This window comes from Streptomyces humicola, from assembly GCF_024436035.1.
In the GTDB taxonomy this organism is placed as follows: Bacteria; Actinomycetota; Actinomycetes; order Streptomycetales; family Streptomycetaceae; genus Streptantibioticus_B; species Streptantibioticus_B humicola.
Genome location: NZ_JANFNG010000039.1, coordinates 24,079 through 42,148, shown reverse-complemented (window position 1 = coordinate 42,148; position 18,070 = coordinate 24,079). Strand labels below are relative to the sequence as shown.

Annotated in this window: 15 protein-coding genes and 1 pseudogene; 7 read left to right on the top strand and 9 right to left on the bottom strand. The window is 70.2% G+C overall.

Annotated features, from left to right (window positions below):
• Positions 1-34: 34 nt before the first annotated feature.
• Positions 35-2,407 carry a mannosyltransferase YkcB-related protein gene (locus NGB36_RS33270; protein WP_269470736.1) on the bottom strand — a complete coding sequence of 791 codons (2,373 nt, stop codon included), beginning with the start codon at positions 2,405-2,407 and terminating at the stop codon, positions 35-37.
• A 354-nt stretch (positions 2,408-2,761) separates the two neighbouring features.
• Here NGB36_RS33270 and NGB36_RS30035 point away from each other — a divergent pair, with 354 nt between their 5' ends.
• Both NGB36_RS30035 and NGB36_RS30030 read left to right on the top strand, forming a co-directional pair.
• Positions 2,762-3,376 carry a bifunctional 4-hydroxy-2-oxoglutarate aldolase/2-dehydro-3-deoxy-phosphogluconate aldolase gene (locus NGB36_RS30035; protein ID WP_255923741.1) on the top strand — a complete coding sequence of 205 codons (615 nt, stop codon included), beginning with the start codon at positions 2,762-2,764 and terminating at the stop codon, positions 3,374-3,376.
• A 66-nt stretch (positions 3,377-3,442) separates the two neighbouring features.
• Positions 3,443-4,666 (top strand): cytochrome P450 family protein, encoded by a 1,224-nt coding sequence (locus NGB36_RS30030; protein ID WP_255923740.1) that lies wholly within the window; start codon positions 3,443-3,445, stop codon positions 4,664-4,666.
• 17 nt (positions 4,667-4,683) lie between these two features.
• Here NGB36_RS30030 and NGB36_RS30025 read toward each other — a convergent pair whose 3' ends face one another.
• The 8 genes from NGB36_RS30025 to NGB36_RS29990 form a co-directional block, all read right to left on the bottom strand.
• Positions 4,684-5,043 (bottom strand): VOC family protein, encoded by a 360-nt coding sequence (locus NGB36_RS30025; RefSeq protein WP_255923739.1) that lies wholly within the window; start codon positions 5,041-5,043, stop codon positions 4,684-4,686.
• 25 nt (positions 5,044-5,068) lie between these two features.
• Complete coding sequence (locus NGB36_RS30020) at positions 5,069-5,236, bottom strand: hypothetical protein (protein WP_255923737.1); 168 nt, start codon at positions 5,234-5,236, stop codon at positions 5,069-5,071.
• Entirely contained in the window at positions 5,233-6,090 is an 858-nt protein-coding gene (locus NGB36_RS30015) for a sugar phosphate isomerase/epimerase family protein (protein WP_255923736.1), read from the bottom strand. Before NGB36_RS30015 ends, NGB36_RS30020 begins: the two co-directional genes overlap by 4 nt.
• A gap of 66 nt (positions 6,091-6,156) precedes the next feature.
• A complete protein-coding gene (locus NGB36_RS30010; RefSeq protein ID WP_255923761.1) occupies positions 6,157-7,176 on the bottom strand; it encodes a Gfo/Idh/MocA family protein in 1,020 nt (339 codons plus the stop codon).
• Between the two features lie 79 nt (positions 7,177-7,255).
• Complete coding sequence (locus tag NGB36_RS30005; protein WP_255923735.1) at positions 7,256-8,194, bottom strand: sugar phosphate isomerase/epimerase family protein; 939 nt, start codon at positions 8,192-8,194, stop codon at positions 7,256-7,258.
• Positions 8,195-8,299: 105 nt separating this feature from the next.
• Complete coding sequence (locus tag NGB36_RS30000) at positions 8,300-9,160, bottom strand: ATP-binding cassette domain-containing protein (protein ID WP_255923734.1); 861 nt, start codon at positions 9,158-9,160, stop codon at positions 8,300-8,302.
• Positions 9,161-9,165: 5 nt separating this feature from the next.
• Complete coding sequence (locus tag NGB36_RS29995; RefSeq protein WP_372509566.1) at positions 9,166-10,239, bottom strand: ABC transporter permease; 1,074 nt, start codon at positions 10,237-10,239, stop codon at positions 9,166-9,168.
• Between the two features lie 7 nt (positions 10,240-10,246).
• Positions 10,247-11,257, bottom strand: coding sequence for a substrate-binding domain-containing protein (locus tag NGB36_RS29990; protein ID WP_255923732.1), 1,011 nt, complete (start codon positions 11,255-11,257; stop codon positions 10,247-10,249).
• A 405-nt stretch (positions 11,258-11,662) separates the two neighbouring features.
• Between NGB36_RS29990 and iolC the strand changes: the two genes are divergently transcribed.
• The 5 genes and pseudogenes from iolC (at position 11,663) to NGB36_RS29965 (ending at position 18,020) form a co-directional block, all read left to right on the top strand.
• Positions 11,663-12,625, top strand: coding sequence for a 5-dehydro-2-deoxygluconokinase (gene iolC / locus NGB36_RS29985; protein WP_255923731.1), 963 nt, complete (start codon positions 11,663-11,665; stop codon positions 12,623-12,625).
• A 74-nt stretch (positions 12,626-12,699) separates the two neighbouring features.
• Positions 12,700-13,578 carry a Cgl0159 family (beta/alpha)8-fold protein gene (locus NGB36_RS29980; protein ID WP_255923730.1) on the top strand — a complete coding sequence of 293 codons (879 nt, stop codon included), beginning with the start codon at positions 12,700-12,702 and terminating at the stop codon, positions 13,576-13,578.
• 56 nt (positions 13,579-13,634) lie between these two features.
• Positions 13,635-14,570, top strand: coding sequence for a 5-deoxy-glucuronate isomerase (gene iolB / locus NGB36_RS29975; RefSeq protein WP_255923728.1), 936 nt, complete (start codon positions 13,635-13,637; stop codon positions 14,568-14,570).
• Positions 14,567-16,471 (top strand): 3D-(3,5/4)-trihydroxycyclohexane-1,2-dione acylhydrolase (decyclizing), encoded by a 1,905-nt coding sequence (gene iolD / locus NGB36_RS29970; protein WP_255923727.1) that lies wholly within the window; start codon positions 14,567-14,569, stop codon positions 16,469-16,471. The genes iolB and iolD overlap by 4 nt, the downstream gene beginning before the upstream one ends.
• Positions 16,472-16,526: 55 nt before the next feature.
• Positions 16,527-18,020, top strand: a pseudogene (locus tag NGB36_RS29965) (CoA-acylating methylmalonate-semialdehyde dehydrogenase).
• The last annotated feature ends 50 nt before the right edge of the window (positions 18,021-18,070 follow it).

The window sequence follows — 18,070 nt, the reverse complement described above, 5'->3', positions numbered from 1 at the left end:
GGGCGGGTTCTCCGCCCCGGCCGCAGCCGCCTGTTCACGACGAGGGCGAGCAGCGGTAGAGCGTTCCGCCGCCGGCACCGGCTTCGCCGAACATGCCGGCCGGGCCGGTACCGGCTGTGCTGCTGCGGCTGGTGCTGCTCGACGCGCTGACGCCGTAGTCCTGTGACGGCACCTGAGCGCAGTGCTTCGTCACCCAACTGCTGATCCCGGTCAGGGACCCGCTGCCGCCCCCCGCACCCGGCATGCCGGCGCCTGCGCTGCCGGAGCCCTGCGTGAGCACGAAGCGCACCTCTCCCTTGTGCACGAGGGAGACGAAGTCGTCCAGCGACGGCTGCGGCACCGAGCCGCTGAAGCCGCCCATCGGCAGCACCGTGTCGCCCGTGGCCAGGATGTACGGCGAGGCCAGGTTCCAGCCCTCGGTCGCCATCACGTACTCCGCGCTGCCCTGGTGTGCCTTGACGTACTGGTAGAGGCGACGCTGACTGGCCGTCAGAGAGGTGGAGACGTCGCCGCCCGGGCCGGAGAAGCCGCGGCCGCCACCACCCATGGCGGACGGTCCGGCGCTGGCGTCGAAGGCGCTGCCCGCGTACGTGGTGTCGAGGACCGAAGCGGACCACGCCACCGGAGTGACCACCGACCCGGCGATCCCGGCGAGCAGACCCGCCGTCAGCAGCCGCGATCGCATGCGGCGGGTGCCGCGCCCGAGGACCATCACCACGACACCGATGACCGACGCCGCCAGCATCGTCCACTTCAGCCACGGCAGGAAACCGGAGTCGAACGAGCCGAGATACCAGCTCCACGCCGCCTCCGCGGCCACAGCGACCGGCAGCGCCCAGGCACGCGCCCCGCCCCTGCGGTAGGCGCGCCACATCATCACCGCACCGGCAGCGGTGAGCGCGGCCAGCGGCGGGGCGAGGGTCGACATGTAGGCGGTGTGAGGGATGTTGCTCATCTTGCTGAAGACCAGGCCGACGACGACCAGCCAGCTGCCCCACATCGCATAGCCGCCGCGCAGCCGGTCGGTACGCTCCCGGCCGCGCCGCCACCACAGCCCCAGGACGAGGGCGAGCAACGCGAACGGATACATCCACCCGATCTGCGGTCCGAACCTGCTCTGGAACAGCTTCAGCCAGCTCGATCCGCCGTGCACGGCACCGGGCCCGCTGGCGAGCCGCCGGGTGCCTTCGGCGCCGGAGGCGCCCGTGCCGCCCGTGCCGCCCGGGAGGCTCCCGCCGCCCCGGCCGGCGGCGGTGGCCGCCGGGCCCGCGGCGCCACCGACACCTGCGGCGCCTTGGGTACTGCCGGCACTGGCAGCACCGTTGGCGCCTGCCGGACTGCCCGGGCCCGCGGCGCCGCTCGTGCCCGGCGCGCCTGCGCCGGCGGTATCCGCGCCGGGGCGGGCACCGGAGCCACCGAGTCCCGGGAAGCCGCCGGTGCCGGCGGTGCCGCCGGTCCCGAGCCGGGCGAAGCCGCCCTTCCCCGCGGTTCCGCCTCCGCCGCCCATGCTCGCGACAGCACCCGGCACGTTGATGCCGAACCGCTCCAGGCCGTTGTAGCCGAAGACCATGGCGATGGCGCTGTTGTTGGTGGAACCGTCCACGTAGGGGCGGTCCTTCGCCGGTACGAACGTCATCAGCATCACCCAGGAGAGCGATACCGCGAGGCACACCACTGCGGCGACCGCGACGTGCGCGATCCTGCGCCGCAGCCTGCCCGGTGCCGACACCAGATAGACGAGCGCCAGCGCCGGCAGCACCATCCAGGCCTGCATCATCTTCGCCTGGAAGCCGACGCCCACCCACACCCCGGCGAACACAAGGGAGCGCAACCGTGCGTCCAGGAACGCACGTTGACAGCAGTCGGCGGCCATCACGAGGCAGAAGGTGAGCCCGCCGTCCTCCATGGAGTGGCCGAACATCGAGGCGACCACGGGCGTGAAGGTGAACAGCGCGGCGGCGCCGAGCCCGGCGTACGGGCCCGCCCAGCGCCGTACGACGCGGTACATCACCAGGACGCAGATCACCCCCTCGATGCACTGAGGGAGCGTCACCGACCAGGCGTGGAAGCCGAAGAGGCGAGCCGACAGTGCCTGTGGGACGAACGATCCGGCGATCTTGTCCGGGGTGATCGTGGCGCCCGGGTCCATCGCGCCGAACAGCAGCGCCTTCCAGCTCACCGACATGCTTTTGACGGCGTCCGAGTAGTAGTACGCGAAGCCGGACGAGGTGATGTTCCAGGCGTACAGCACGCCCGCCACCGCCGCGATCAGCAACAGGACGGGCCTGGCCCAACGCGGCTGGTCCTGCGGTGAGCGCCAGAAGACCAGGGCACGGACCAGCCGCGGCGGTCCGTCCTGTGGTGCACGGGCTGGTTTGGCGTGCGCACCGGCAAGGGTCGCGGACAAGGGGCACTACCTCCGGACATCGAGGGGGGATCACGGCCGCGGGCAGCCGCAACCTCGCCATTGAGGGCGGCGCCGGACAAGAGCGGCCCGGCTGCCGAAGAGGACCCGAATCGGACCGCATCGGAGCCATGAGCCTCGCAACGGCCCCTGTGCCTCCGCTGTGCGCTTGGTCAAGCGGGCGTGAAAAACAGCTGAGAAGCGACCGTGATCATCCCGAGAAAGGGTCATGACCAGGTATGTGAGAGGAGATGTCCCCGTTCCTGCTCCGGTTTCGGTGACGGCCGATAACGTTCTGGTGACCGCTCCGGCCGACGGCCGAGCATCGCACGGACACCGAAAGGACGGCGAACCCCCGTGTATCGCTGGGAGATCACCCGGGCCGCACTGGCCCAGCGGGTCGTTGCCATCATTCGCGCCGAGAGCTACGACCAGGCGGCGGCGGCCGCCGACACGCTGCTCTCCGCCGGTCTCACCACGCTTCAGATCTCCCTGACCACGCCCTTCGCGCTGGAAGCCATCACTACGTTAGTGCGCGAGGTGGGTGAGGACGCGGTGATCGGCGCGGGCACCGTGCTCGATGCCGAGTCGGCCCGGATGGCGGTCGAGGCGGGCGCCGGCTTTCTCGCCGCACCCGGCCTCGACGCCGACGTCATCCGTACCGGCCACCGCTACGGGATACCCGTCCTCCCCGGAGCCGCCACCCCCACCGAGATCACCCGGGCCCTGGAGCTCGGCGCCGACGCCGTACAGCTCTTCCCCGCCTCCGCCTACGGCCCCGGCTGGGTCAAGGACGTACGCGGCGTCCTGCCGCAGGCCGCGCTGGTGCCGGTCGGCGGCATCACCACCGAGACCGCGCCCGACTGGATCAGCGCGGGCGCGGTGGCCTGCGGGATCGAATCCGGACTCACCGAGGGCGACCGGGAGACGGTGGCCAAGCGCGTCGCCGAACTCCTCGCCCGCATCGCCTAGGCCGCAGGCCCCCGGCTCCTCCTTGGGGCTGACGCCCTCGAGGCGCGCTCGCGTTACGTTGGCCGCATGGTGGAGCCGACCACGAACACAGCCGTCAAGATCGTCGACCTTGCGGCGTACGGCGAGAGATTCACCGCCGACCCGTACCCCGTCTACGCCGAGCTGCGCGAGAAGAGCCCGGTCCACTACGCGCGCCTGCCGCACGGCAACGAAGTGTGGCTCGTCGTCGGCCACGAGGAGGTGCGCGCCGCCCTCGCCGACCCCACCCTCTCCAAGAGCTGGCTGAACTCCGAGCAGTGGACCGATGACGACGAGCTCTACATCGGCACGCACATGCTCAACTCCGATCCGCCGCACCACACCCGGCTGCGCAAGCTCGTCGCCAAGGAGTTCACTCCGCGCCGGGTGGAGGCGCTGCGCCCGCGCATCCAGCAGATTACCGACGAGCTCCTCGACGCGATGCCCGCCACCGGTCGCGTCGATCTCGTCGAGGCGCTCGCCTTTCCGCTCCCGATGACGGTGATCTGCGAGCTGCTCGGGGTGCCCTTCCTGGAACGGGAGGCCTTCAGGGGCTGGTCGAACGAGATCATCGCTCCCGTCGGCGACCCCGAGCGCCAGGAGACCGCGTTCAAGGAGATGGGCGCCTATCTCAGCAGGCTGGTCGAGGAGAAACGCGAGCGTCCGGGCGACGATCTGATGAGCGCCCTGATCAGGACCACCGACGAGGACGGCGACCGGCTCTCCCACGACGAGCTGCGGGCCATGGCGTTCCTGCTGCTCGTCGCCGGCCACGAGACGACCGTCAACCTCATCGCCAATGGGGTGCTGGCACTTCTCACCCACCCGGATCAACTGGCCGAGCTGCGCGCCGACTGGTCGCTGCTCGACGCTGCCGTGGAGGAGATGCTGCGCTACGACGGCCCGGTGGAGACCTCGACGTTCCGCTTCACGACCCGGCCGCTGGAGATCGGCGGCACCGTCATCCCCGGCGGCGGTGCGCCCGTCCTCGTGGTGATCGCCGCCGCCGACCGCGACCCCGGACGCTTCCCGGCCCCGGACGAGTTCGACATCCACCGCCCCGCGGGCGGGCATCTCGCCTTCGGCCACGGCATCCACTACTGCCTCGGCGCCCCGCTCGCACGCCTGGAGGGCCGGATCGCCGTCCGCTCGCTGCTCGAACGCTTCCCGCGGCTCGCCCTCGACGCCGACCCCGCCACCCTCGGCTGGCGCTCCGGCGCGCTGATACGCGGCGTGCGCAGCCTCCCGGTCCGCGGCGACGGCGGCGCGTAGTGGCCGTTGGGATCGCGTCAGGCGTCGTGTGACGGCTCGTGCAGCTCGATGGCGTTGCCCGACGGGTCGGTGACGAAGGCCTGACGCGCCGAACCGATGCGGATGGCCTCGCTCACCTGCACGCCGGCGGCCCGCAACTCGGTGGTGGCCGCGTCCAGGTCGGCCACGGCCAGGGCGAAGTGCTGCCCGCGGCCCGGGGGAGGGGCGGCCTCGATGAGGTGCAGCTGCTGGGGTCCGGCGTCGAGCCAGGCGCCGCGGCCGAGGGTGTCCGGGCGGTCGTCGCGCAGCCGCAGCCCGAGCCGCCGCGTGTAGAAGTCGACGGCGTCGTCGAGTTTCTCGACGCAGACCGATACGTGGTGAATGGCCGAGGCCTTCAAATTCCCCCTCCTCCTTGTGAGTTGACTAAGCGTACCGTTCCCGGAAGTCGTTCTCCAGGGCGCCGAGCGTCCGCCCTCTCGTCTCGGGCAGCGCCTGCCATGTGGAGGTGATCGCGGCGACGCCGGACACCACGAAGCCGAGGAAGGTCCAGGTCGGTCCCGCCGCCGAGTTCAAGATCGGGAAGCCGCTCAACTCCAGGACCGCAGGTATTCGTCGATCTTCTCGCGCATGAACACGGACGACTCGCGGGCACGCTCCTCCCACGCGAAGACGCAGGCCGTCAGCGTTCCGTCGAACCCGTTGCGGTGCAGCTCGCGGAAGAGCTCGTCGAAGTCGACCTCGCCCTGGCCGATGTCCAGGTGCTGGTGGACGCGGGCAGGGGTGCCGGGCGGGTTGAGGATGTAGCGGTTGCCGGAGGACGCGGTGTGGTTGAAGGCGTCCGCCAGATGCACGTTGGTGAGCAGGTCACCGGCGTACTTGATCATTCCCGGGGCGTCGTTGCCGTGGTGGAAGGTGTGCGGGGCGCAGTACAGGTACTTCACATTGGGGTGGTTGATGCCGCGGATCATGTTGATCGCTTCATAACCGTCCTCGATGAAGTCGTCCGGGTGCGGTTCGAGCGCCAGTTGGATGCCCTCGCGCTCGAAGTGCGGCAGCAGCTCGTCCATCGACCGCCAGAACAGCGCCTCGCTGCGTGCGGGCTGGTCGGGGCGGCCGTTGAACTCCGAGATCATGCTGTCCAGGCCCAGATCCGAGGTGATCTGGATGGCGCGCTTCCAGTAGCGGACGGCGGCCTGCCGCTCGTCCTCGTCCGGCCCGGACCAGCGGAAGAGCGGAAGCACCGACGAGATGCCCACGTCGGCGGCGTCCAGTGCCTTGCGGAACTGCTGCACGGAGGCGTCGTCGATGCGCGGGTGCTTGAAGAAGGGGATGAAGTCGTCGCGCGGCGACAGCTCGATCCATTCGTAGCCCAGCTCGGCGACGAGCGCCGGAAGTTCGAGCAGCGGCACCTTGCGGAGCATGTAGGGGTCGAGGGCGATCTTCACGGTGCGGGACTGCCTTTCGGTCGGAGACGGACGGGCCGTCGGGCGGTCAGGCGGCCGGACAGGGGATCAGCCGTAGAGGGCGGGGCGCTCGATCATCTCGACCTCGACGCGCCGGCCCTCGGCCTGCGCTCGCACACCGGCCTCGCACACGGCGGCCGCCGCGTAGCCGTCCCATGTGCTGGGGCCGTGGACCTCGCCGCGCCGGGTGGCGTCGACCCAGTGCTGCACCTCGCGGTCGTACGCCTCCTCGAACCGCGCCACGAAGTCCGGCGCGATCTCGCCGCCCCAGCCGCCTGCGGTGTTGGTCATCAGGCCGTGGGCGTCGCCGATGCGTGCCGTGCCGTTCTCGCAGACTGCCTCGGCCTGCACCTGGTAGCCGAAGCCGCACGTGGCGAAGATCTCGACGTCGACGACCGCGCCGCCGTCGGTCTCGAAGAGCACCAGCTGCGGATCGCTGAGGCCCTCGGGGGCGTTGGCCGACGGCGTCGGCCGCACCACGGTGACCGCGGTGATCTCCTGCTCCAGCAGCCAGCGGGTGCAGTCCATCTCGTGCACCACCGAGTCGTTGATGAGCATCTGGTCGGTGAAGTACGGGAGTACGGAGGCGTTGCGGTGCCGGCAGTGCAGCAGCAGCGGCCGGCCCAGGTCGCCGTTCGCCAGCAGCTGCTTGAGCTGCATGTACTCCTTGTCGTAGCGGCGCATGAAGCCCACCTGCACCCGGCGGTGGCCCAGCCTCTGCTCGGCTTGAAGCACCCGCAGCGCGGAGGCGGAGTCGGGGGTGAGCGGCTTCTCGCACAGCACGGGCAGGTCATGGCGGAACGCCTCGAGGAGCGTCTCCTCGTGCGCCGGGCCGGGGGAGGCGATCAGCACGGCGTCGACGTCGGGCGAGGCCATCGCGGCTGCCGGGTCGGTGAACGCCGTACAGTCGTCGACGGAGCCGGCGACCGACTTCGCCCGCTCCCCGTCGACGTCCACGACGGCAGTCACGCGCGCTCCGCTGATCACGTCGTTGATGCGGCGGACGTGGTCGGCGCCCATCCTGCCGGTGCCGATCACCGCGACGCGGAGTGTTCCCTGCTCGGTCATGATCTCGTCTCTCTGCTCGGTGTCGTCGTCGTGCTCGGTCGGACTCGGCCGTGCTGGGCCGTGCTGGATCGTGCTGTCGTCAGGCGCCGCAGCCACGCAGATAGCGGCGGGTGCGCTGCGCGATGGGCAGCGGCCGGCCAGGCAGGCACGGGTACATGTCCTGCTCGACGATGGCGAAGAGGTCGACGCCTAGCCCTTGCGCGGCCTCCAGCACCGGCGGCAACTCCGGGACGCCGAGCGGCGGTTCGCACATCACGCCGCGCTTGACCGCCGGGCCGAACGGCACCTCGTTCTCGACCACGTCGGCGAGGATCTCCGGGTCCACCTGCTTCAGGTGCAGATAGCCGATCCGCTCCCCGTAGGTCTCGATGAGCTTGACGTTGTCGCCGCCGCAGTAGGCGTAGTGACCGGTGTCGAGGCAGAGGCCGACGACGTCGGAGTCGGTCGCGTCGAGGAAGCGGACGACGTGCGCCTCGGTGTCGATGTGGGTGTCGGCGTGCGGGTGCACGACGATGTTCAGGCCGAAGCGCTCACGCACCTCGCGGCCGAGCCGGTTCATGCCACGTGCCAGATGCCCCCACTGATCCGCCGTCAACTCGCTGCTCTCCAACTGCGCGGCGCTCTTGTCGTCGCGCCAGAAGGCGGGGATGACGACGAGGTGGTGAGCGCCCATCGCCCGAGTGAGCTCGGCGACCTGGGAGACGTGTGCCCATGTGGAGTCCCAGACCTCGGGGCCGCGGTGGAGCGCGGTGAAGACCGTGCCGGCGGAGACCTTCAGATTGCGGCGGTTCACTTCCTCGGTGAGCCGGGCCGGGTCGGTCGGCAGATAGCCGTAGGGGCCGAGCTCGATCCACTCGTAGCCCGCCTCGGCGACCTCGTCCAGGAAGCGCCGCCACGGCACCTGCTGGGGGTCGTCGGGGAACCAGACACCCCACGAATCCGGTGCGGAACCGATGCGGAGGCGGTCCAGCACGGGTCGGCCGACGGAGTCGGCTGATGTCACTTCGCTGTCTGTCATCGGCGGTGGTCTCCTTGGATTCGCGGTGGATTCGCGTTCGGCCCAGGCGGCCGCTGTTCCTTTGGTTCGCTTCTGCGCCCGCTCACGATGCGGGTTGCTGTGATGTCAGGACGAGGACGCGGGCGTTGCCGGCAGCTCCGTCTCCTCCGGGAGCCCCTCGACGTCGACGCCGCGGACCTGCGCCAGCTCGTGCTTGAGCGCGGCCAGTTCGGCACCGCCCGCCATGTGGTTGGTGAGTTCCTCGAGCGAGACCTGGCCGCGGTCGGCGCTCAGCTCCAGGGCCCCCAGCCGCAGGACGGCGAAGTGGTCGCCGACCATGTAGGCGTGATGGGGGTTGTGGGTGATGAAGATGACGCCGAGGCCGCGGTCGCGGGCGGCGGCGATGTACTTGAGCACGACGCCGGACTGCTTGACACCCAGTGCGGCGGTCGGCTCGTCGAGGATCAGCACCCGGGCGCCGAAGTAGACGGCGCGGGCGATCGCCACGGACTGGCGCTGGCCGCCGGAGAGGGTGCCGATGGGCCGGTCGATGTCGTCGAGTTCGATGCCCATCGCCCGCAGTTCCTCGTCGGCGATCTTCTTCATTCTCTCGATGTCGAGGCGGCGCAGCGGCCAGACGCCGCGCGTGATTTCCGAGCCGAGGAAGAAGTTGCGCCAGACCGGCATCAGCGGGACGACCGCCAGGTCCTGGTAGACGGTGGCGATGCCGCGGTCGAGGGCCTCGCGCGGGGTGGTGAACCGGACCGGCTCCCCGTCGACCCTGTACTCGCCCTCGTCGTGCTGGTGGAGTCCGGAGATGACCTTGATGAGGGTGGACTTGCCCGCGCCGTTGTCGCCGAGGACGCAGGTCACCCGGCCCGGCCTGACGGCCAGGTCGATCCCGCGCAACGCGCGGATGTTGCCGTACATCTTCCCCATGTCGTGGAGTTCGACGATGGGCGCGTCGTCTGCAGTGCTCTGAGCCATGGTGGTCACCTCCGGGATGCCTGGCGTCGGACCCAGGTGTTGAGCAGCATGGCGCCCAGCAGCATGACGCCGAGGAAGAACTTGAACCAGTCCGGGTTCCAGCCGGCGAAGACGATGCCCTGGGTGACCATGCCGAAGATGAAGGCACCGATCGCCGGGCCGATCGCCGAGCCGAAGCCGCCGGTGAGCAGGCAGCCGCCGATCACCGCCGCGACGATGTAGAGGAGCTCGTTGCCGACGCCCTCACCGGACTGCACCGTGTTGAACTCGAACAGCTCGTGCATGCCGACGAACCAGGCGCCGAGACCCACCAGCATGAACAGCACGATCTTTGTGCGGGCGACCGGAACGCCGACGGCACGCGCGCTGTCCTTCTGGCCGCCGACGGCGAAGATCCAGTTGCCGAACTTGGTGCGCAGCAGCATCCAGGTCGCCAGCGCCACGAACAGCAGCCACCACAGCACCGTGATCTTCACGGGGACGCCGGCGATGGTGATGTCGGACGCGAAGATCGCCTTCGCCGAGCTGAACCCCTGCATGTCGGAGATGTCGTTGGTGGCCACGTTGCCGGTGAAGATCTTGGTGACCGCCAGGTTCAGGCCCTGCAGCATCAGGAACGTGCCCAGGGTGACGAGGAAGCTGGGCAGCCCGGTCTTCACTAGTACGTAGCCGTTGAAGAACCCCACGGCGAGCGATACGACCAGCGCGGCGATGACGCCCATCCAGACGTTCAGCGTGAGTTCGTAGGCGAAGATGCTCGCGGTGAGCGATGAGGTGATCACCGCGACGCCGGCCGACAGGTCGAACTCGCCGCCGATCATCAGCAGCGACACCGGCAGCGCCATCAGGCCCAGGGTCGATGCCTGGTAGAGCACTGTGGAGAGCGAGTCGGCCGGCCGGAAGGTCGGGGCCGCCACCCAGAAGAAGGCGTAGACGGCGATGGCGCCGATCAGTGCGCCGACCTCCGGGCGGGCCAGGAACCGGCGCGCGAGCGAGCGCTCCGCGGTCCGCTTCTCCAGGCCGGTGGCCGACTGCGTCGGCGGGGACGGGGGGCTGGGGGTAGTGGCTTGGGCGCTCATATGCTGCTCACCTGGTGCCATTCTGCGCGTACTGGTAGACGGTAGCGATGTTCGACGGGTCGACGAAGGCCGGACCGGTCAGCGTGGGCTGGCCACCTCCGATCGTGTCGCCGTTGACCTTGTACAGCCACAGGGCGTCGACCGCTTCGTAGCCTTCCAGGAACGGCTGCTGGTCGACGGAGAACTCGATCTTGCCCTCCTTGATCGCCGCCGCCGCGTCCTTGTTGAGGTCGAACGTGTTGACCTTCGCCTTGCTGCCCGCGTCGCTGACCGAGCTGATGGCGGTCAGGGCGATGGGGGCGCCGAGCGCGGTGATCTGGTCGATGCTCGGGTCCTGCCGGAGCTTGGCGGTCAGCGTCGACTGCACGGACGGCATGTCCGCGCCGTTGACGTAAAGGATGTCGGTGGTGCCCTTGAACGTGGACTTCACGCCCGCGCACCGGTCCTCCAGGGCCACGGACCCCTGCTGGTGGATGATGCACAGGTCGTGCTTGGCGCCCATCGAGTTGAGCCGGTTGCCGAGGGCCGCGCCGGCCAGCTTCTCGTCCGAGCCGAAGTAGCCCAGCGCGCCCATTTGCTTCCAGTAGTCCTCTCCCTGGTTGAAGGCGACGACAGGGATGCCTGCGGACTCGGCCTTGGCGACCACGCCCCTCATGGCGTCGGGGGTGGAGAGGGTGACGGCGAGCCCGTCGACCTTCTGGTCGATGGCATTGCTGACCAGGTTGGCCTGGTTGGACGCCACGGGGTCGGAGGAGTAGACGAGATTGATGTTGTCCTTCGCGGCGGCGGCCTCCGCGCCCTTGCGCACGATGTCCCAGAAGGTGTCGCCCGGTGCCGCGTGCGTGACCATCGCAATCGTCATCCGGGGTGTGTTGGCGTGGCCTGCCGTCACGCCGGTGGTGCCCTGGGCGGCCTTCGCCCCGCCGGTGCTGCTGGCGCAGCCTGCGACGGCGAGGAGGAGCCCTGCCGCGCAGGCTGCGCCAAGGGCGGTCTTACGGGCTCTGGGGGAGTTGTCCATTGATCCTGCACCTCGCTGCGGGAGAGGGGACGGGAGAACGGAGAGGTGGAGCCGACGGACTCCGAAGTCGTGGACTCGCGGTCGGGGACTCGCTGGTCGGAGACTCGGGGCCATGGGCCGGGGCGTTTGTGACGCCGTTAACACGACCGTTGCAGGAGGGGAGTCAACCGCTGGTGGGGGTGACTGTCAAGACTTTGTTAGGACATCCATTCATCTCGACGTAACGACACAGTAACGCTAGGGTGGGTATGAGTCTAGACGTTCGAATGTAATGACAAAGTATTGACATGGTTCCCGGCCGAGGGCTAGACCTGACAAGGCCGGGCCACCGGCCAGAGCATTCACGGACGCCCGCCGCGAGCGCTGCATCCGGACGCCGCATGACGGATCACGAGGAGCCTGCCCATGACCGAGCCGTACGACCTGATCACCATGGGCCGGATCGGGGTGGACATCTACCCGCTGCAGACCGGCGTCCCGCTGTCGCAGGTGGACACCTTCGGCAAGTTCCTGGGCGGCTCGGCGACCAATGTCGCGGTGGCCGCAGCCCGTCTCGGGCGCACCACCGCGGTCATCAGCCGCACCGGCGCCGACCCCTTCGGCGACTACGTCCACCAGGCGCTGAAGGAATTCGGGGTCGACGACCGGTGGGTGACCTCAGTGGCCCAGTACCCGACGCCCGTCACCTTCTGCGAGATCTTCCCGCCCGACCACTTCCCCCTCTACTTCTACCGCCTGCCGAAGGCGCCCGACCTGGAGATCCACCCCGGCGAACTCGACCTCGAAGCCGTTCGCTCGGCCAGGATCTTCTGGATGACGGGCACCGGCCTGTGCGAGGAGCCCAGCCGCACCGCGACCCTCACCGCCCTCCAGGCCAGGGACCGCGCCGGCATCACCGTCTTCGACCTCGACTGGCGGCCCATGTTCTGGGAAAAGGGTGCCCGGACGGACCCCGCCGTGGCGCGGACCTCCTACGCCCAGGCCCTGCGGCATGCCACCGTCGCCGTCGGCAACCTCGACGAGTGCGAGGTCGCCACCGGCGTACGCGAACCGCACGCCTGCGCACGGGCCCTCCTCGACGCCGGGGTCGAACTGGCCGTGGTGAAACAGGGTCCCAAGGGCGTACTCGCCGTGCACCGCGACGGCACCACCGCGGAGGTCCCGCCCGTCCGCGTCGACGTCGTCAACGGCCTCGGCGCCGGCGACGCCTTCGGCGGATCCCTGTGCCACGGGCTGCTGGCCGGCTGGGAGCTCGAACGCCTCATGCGCTACGCCAACGCCGCCGGCGCGCTCGTCGCCTCCCGCCTCGCCTGCTCCTCCGCGATGCCTACCGAGTCCGAGGTCGAAGACCTCCTCGCGCGCGGCTGACCGGCACCCCACCGTGCGCCTGCCGCACGCATTCGGCCCCTCCTACTTGAATCGCTGAAAGCGAGGAGCACCCCTTGAGCATCAGCATCAGCGACCTCGTGAAGGTGCGGACACAGCACCCCGAGGCCTTCGCGGAAGCCGCCGCCCTCCGCCCCCGCCGTCCCCTGATAGGCGAGAGCGGGCGGTTGATGATCGTGGCGGCCGATCATCCGGCGCGCGGCGCTCTCGCCGTCGGCGACCACAAGCTCGCGATGGCCAACCGGGTCGACCTGCTGGAACGGTTGTGCCTCGCGCTCTCCCGTCCCGGCGTCGACGGCGTGCTCGCCACCGCCGACATCCTCGAGGACCTGCTGCTGCTCGGTGCGCTCGACGGCAAGGTCGTCATGGGCTCGATGAACCGCGGCGGCCTCGCCGGCGCGGCCTTCGAACTCGACGACCGGTTCACCGGCCACCGCCCGCAGGACATCGCGCGCCTCGGCTTCGACGCAGGCAAACTCCTGCTGCGCATCGACTACGACGACCCTGGCTCGCTCACCACCATGCTGTCGACCGCCCGGGCCATCGACGAGATGGCCGAGCTCAAACTGCCCGTCTTCGTCGAGCCGTTCATCTCCCGGCGCATCGACGGCAAGGTGAAGAACGACCTGAGCGCCGAGGCCGTCACCAAGTCCATCGCCATCGCCTCCGGGCTCGCCGGCACCTCCGCGTACACCTGGCTGAAGGTGCCGGTCACCGAGGATGTCGACGACATGGCCGCGGTGATGGAGACCTCCACGCTCCCCGCGGTCCTGCTCGGCGGCGAGGTCGGCAAGGACCAGGAAGGCGCCTACGAGAAGTGGCGCAAGGCGCTGCGACTGCCCACCGTGCAGGGGCTCGTCGTCGGGCGCTCGCTGCTCTACCCGGCCGAAGGAACCGTCGAGACCGCCGTCGACACCGCCGTCGGTCTGCTCTGAGTCGCATATGAGGCCACAGATGCGCAGATGCCGCAGATGAGGAGGAAGTTCGCACCATGACGGACACACGGAGCGCCAGGGCCTTCGAGGGCCATGTGCCCGTGGGCAAGGCCGCGCGCGGCGAGTACGCCCTCGACATCGACCCGGAACGCGCCGGATGGGGATACTCCTCGCTGCGCGTACTGGAACTGCCGCCTGGCGGCTGGCACGTCTTCGACAGCGGCGACAGTGAATGGATCGTGCTGCCGCTGGCCGGAGGGTGCTCGGTCGCCACCGAGGGGCAGACGTTCCAACTCCACGGCCGGGACAATGTGTTCAGCGGGGTGACGGACTTCGCGTACGTGCCGCGCGACGCCCAGGCGTCCATCGCCTCACGCGACGGCGGCCGCTTCGCGCTCACCGGCGCCCGCTGCTCCCGCCGCCTGCCCGCACGCTACGGACCGGCCTCCGCCGTCCCCGTCGAACTGCGCGGCAGCGGCACCTGCTCCCGCCAGGTCAACAACTTCGCCGCGGCCGGCGCCTTCGAGGCCGACAAACTCATCGCTGTCGAGGTGCTCACCCCGGGCGGCAACTGGTCCTCGTACCCGGCTCACAAGCACGACGAGCACCGACCCGGTGAGGAGTCCGAGCTCGAAGAGATCTACTACTTCGAAATCGCCGCGGCACCAGGCGATCCCCAGGCCGACGGCTTCGGTTACCAACGCGTCGCACCCTCCGGCCACGGCCGCGGCACCGACGTGCTCGCCGAGGTCCGCACCGGCGACATCGTCCTCATCCCCGACGGCTGGCACGGCCCCTCCATCGCTGCGCCCGGCCACGACATGTACTACCTGAACGTGATGGCGGGCCCGGGCGACGAGCGGGAATGGCTGATCTGCGACCACCCCGACCAGGCGTGGATCCGCGGCACGTGGGCGGCCCAGCCCACCGACCCCCGCCTGCCCCTCTACTCCGCCCCCGATACCAGCGCGCCCGAAAGGGGCTCCCGATGACCGGTTCCTCCCGGCCGAGCAGGCGGCTCACCGTCGCACAGGCCCTGGTCGGCTTCCTCGCCCACCAGTACACCGAGCGGGACGGGCAACGACGCCGCCTGATCAACGCCTGCTGGGGCATCTTCGGCCACGGCAACGTCGCGGGGCTCGGCCAGGCGCTGCTGCAGGCCGGCCACGACGGCCCGTCGGGCATGCCGTACCTGCAGGGTCGCAACGAGCAGGCGATGGTGCACGCCGCCGTCGGCTACGCCCGCCAGTCGAACCGGCTGGCCGCCCAGGCCGTCACCACCTCCATCGGCCCCGGCGCCACCAACCTCGTCACCGGCGCGGCGCTCGCCACCGTCAACCGGCTGCCCGTGCTGCTGCTGCCCGGCGACACCTTCGCCACCCGGCCCGCGGAGCCGGTGCTCCAGCAGCTCGAACACCCCGCTGCGGGCGACATCTCCGTCAACGACACGCTGCGGCCCGTCTCCCGTTACTTCGACAGGATCACCCGGCCCGAGGCGCTGATCCCCGCCGCCCTGCAGGCGATGAGGGTGCTCACCGACCCCGTCGAGACGGGCGCGGTCACCCTCGCCCTGCCGCACGACGTGCAGGCCGAAGCGTTCGACTGGCCCGAGGAGTTCTTCGCCGACCGGATCTGGCACGTGCGCCGCCCGGCACCCGACACCTCCGCGATCGCCGAGGCGGTGCACGCCGTACGCGCCGCCAGGCGCCCGCTGATCATCGCGGGCGGCGGCATCCACCACAGCGAGGCCGAGGACGCGCTCAAGGCGCTCGTCGACGCGACCGGCATCCCGGTGGCCTCGACCCAGGCCGGCAAAGGCTCGCTGCGCTGGGACCATCCCTGTGACATCGGCGGCATCGGGCACACCGGCACCGCGATCGCCGACGACCTGGCACGCACCGCCGACCTGGTCATCGGCGTCGGCACCCGCTACTCCGACTTCACCACCGCGTCCAGCACCCTGTTCGCCGCACCGGGCGTGCGGTTCGTCAACCTCAACGTGGCCGCGTTCGACGCATACAAGCAGTGCGCCGTCCCGGTCGTCGCCGACGCCCGCGCCGGTCTGGAGGCGCTGGCCGAGGCGCTCACGGGCCACCGCGTCGACGAGACGTACGAGGCCGAGTACCGCACCGGCAAGGCCCGTTGGGAGCGCATCGTCGACACCGCCTACGCCGCGGACGACGAGGAGGCCAAGCCCACCCAGACCCAGGTGCTCGGCGCCCTGGACTCGGTGGTCGGCGACGACGACATCGTCATCAACGCGGCCGGATCCCTCCCCGGGGACCTGCACAAGCTGTGGCGGGCCCGTTCGCCGCGCCAGTACCACCTCGAATACGGCTACTCGTGCATGGGCTACGAGATCCCGGCCGGCATCGGCGTGCGGCTCGCCGCCCCCGACCGCCCGGTCTGGTCGCTCGTCGGCGACGGGACGTACCTGATGATGCCCACCGAGATCGTCACCGCCGTGCAGGAAGGGATCAACGTCAATCTCGTCCTCATCCAGAACCACGGCTACGCCTCCATCGGCGGACTGTCGCAGGAGACGGGCGCCGAACGGTTCGGCACCGCCTACCGGTTCCGCGCCGGCGACGGCAGCTACACCGGCGCGCCGCTGCCCGTCGACCTCGCCGCCAACGTCGAGAGCCTCGGCATGGACGTGATCAGCGCCTACACCGTCCGCGAGCTGCGCGAGGCGCTCGCCGCGGCGCGCGCATCGGGGCGCCCGACCTGCGTCTACGTGGAAACCGAGACTGCCGAGGGCCTCGCACCGACCGCCCCCGCCGCGCAGGCGTGGTGGGACGTGCCCGTCGCCGAGACCGCGACCCGCGCCGCCGCCGTCAAGGCCCGTGAGGAGTACGACCGCCACGCAGCCGACCGCCGACGCCACCTGTGACAACGTCCTCCGCTCCATACGTCCCCCGCACCAGCACGTCAGGAAGGCCCCGCACATGAAGACCATCGACCACTGGATAGGCGGCAAGCCCGTCGAGGGCACGTCCGGCGCCTACGGGCCCGTCTTCAACCCCGCCACCGGCGCGCGGACCAAGCGCGTCGCGTTCGCCTCCGTCGAGGAGGTCGACGAGGCGGTCGCCGCCGCCACGGCCGCGTTCTCCACCTGGAGCGCCACCTCGCTCGCCAAGCGCACCGCCGTACTGTTCAAGTACCGCGAACTGCTCGACGCGCACCGCGACGAGATCGCCGCGCTGATCACCGCGGAGCACGGCAAGGTGCACTCCGACGCGCTGGGCGAGGTGGCGCGCGGCATGGAGATCGTGGAACTCGCCTGTGGCGTGCCGCAGTTGCTCAAGGGCGAGCTGTCCACGCAGGTCTCGACGCGGGTCGACGTGAGCGCGATCCGCCAGCCGGTAGGCGTGGTCGCCGGTATCACGCCGTTCAACTTCCCGGCCATGGTGCCGATGTGAATGTTCCCGCTCGCCATCGCGTGCGGCAACACCTTCGTGCTCAAGCCCAGCGAGAAGGTCCCCTCCGCCGCGTACCGGCTTGCGGAGCTGGCCGCGCGGGCCGGGCTCCCGGACGGCGTGCTCAATGTCGTCAACGGCGACCGCGTCGCCGTCGAGCGTCTCCTGGAGCACCCGGACGTCGACGCGATCAGCTTCGTCGGCTCGACCCCCATCGCCCGCCATGTGTTCACCGCCGGCACGGCGGCCGGCAAGCGCGTCCAGGCACTCGCCGGGGCGAAGAACCACATGCTGGTGCTGCCCGACGCCGACCTGGACCTCGCCGCGGACTCCGCCGTCAACGCCGCCTACGGCTCGGCCGGCGAGCGCTGCATGGCGGTCTCGGTGGTCGTCGCGGTCGGCGACATCGGCGACACCCTGGTCGAGAAGATCGCCGAGCGCGCCAGGGCCGTGCGCATCGGACCCGGCGACGACCCGGCCTCCGAGATGGGCCCGCTGATCACCAAGGAGCACCGCGACCGCGTCGCCGGGTACGTCAAGGGCGCCTGCGACCAGGGCGCCGAGGTCGTCGTCGACGGCACGGACCTGGTCGTCGAGGGGTACGAGAACGGTCACTTCCTGGGCGTCAGCCTGCTCGACAAGGTCCCCACCGACAGCGACGCCTACCGCGACGAGATCTTCGGCCCGGTGCTGTGCGTGCTGCGCGCCGACACGTACGAGGACGCCATCAGCCTGATCAACGGCTCCCGGTGGGGCAACGGCGCCGCGATCTTCACGCGTGACGGCGGGGCAGCCCGGCGCTACCAACTGGAGGTGCAGGCGGGCATGGTCGGCGTCAATGTGCCGATCCCGGTCCCGGTCGGCTACCACTCCTTCGGCGGATGGAAGGAGTCGCTCTTCGGCGACCACCACATCTACGGCAACGACGGCGTCAGCTTCTACACCCGCGGCAAGGTCGTCACCACCCGCTGGCCCGACCCCTCGGACGGCGGAATCAACCTGGGTTTCCCCAGCAACCACTGAGCGCCGCGGACACCCCGCGAATCTCTCAACACTGAATGTCAGGACAATCT

Coding starts and splice junctions, on each gene's coding strand:
- NGB36_RS30030 (WP_255923740.1), top strand. CDS start 3,443: ATGGTGGAGCCGACCACGAACACAGCCGTCAAGATCGTCGACCTTGCG.
- NGB36_RS30010 (WP_255923761.1), bottom strand. CDS start 7,176: ATGACCGAGCAGGGAACACTCCGCGTCGCGGTGATCGGCACCGGCAGG.
- NGB36_RS30005 (WP_255923735.1), bottom strand. CDS start 8,194: ATGACAGACAGCGAAGTGACATCAGCCGACTCCGTCGGCCGACCCGTG.
- NGB36_RS30000 (WP_255923734.1), bottom strand. CDS start 9,160: ATGGCTCAGAGCACTGCAGACGACGCGCCCATCGTCGAACTCCACGAC.
- NGB36_RS29995 (WP_372509566.1), bottom strand. CDS start 10,239: ATGAGCGCCCAAGCCACTACCCCCAGCCCCCCGTCCCCGCCGACGCAG.
- NGB36_RS29990 (WP_255923732.1), bottom strand. CDS start 11,257: ATGGACAACTCCCCCAGAGCCCGTAAGACCGCCCTTGGCGCAGCCTGC.
- iolC (WP_255923731.1), top strand. CDS start 11,663: ATGACCGAGCCGTACGACCTGATCACCATGGGCCGGATCGGGGTGGAC.
- iolB (WP_255923728.1), top strand. CDS start 13,635: ATGACGGACACACGGAGCGCCAGGGCCTTCGAGGGCCATGTGCCCGTG.
- iolD (WP_255923727.1), top strand. CDS start 14,567: ATGACCGGTTCCTCCCGGCCGAGCAGGCGGCTCACCGTCGCACAGGCC.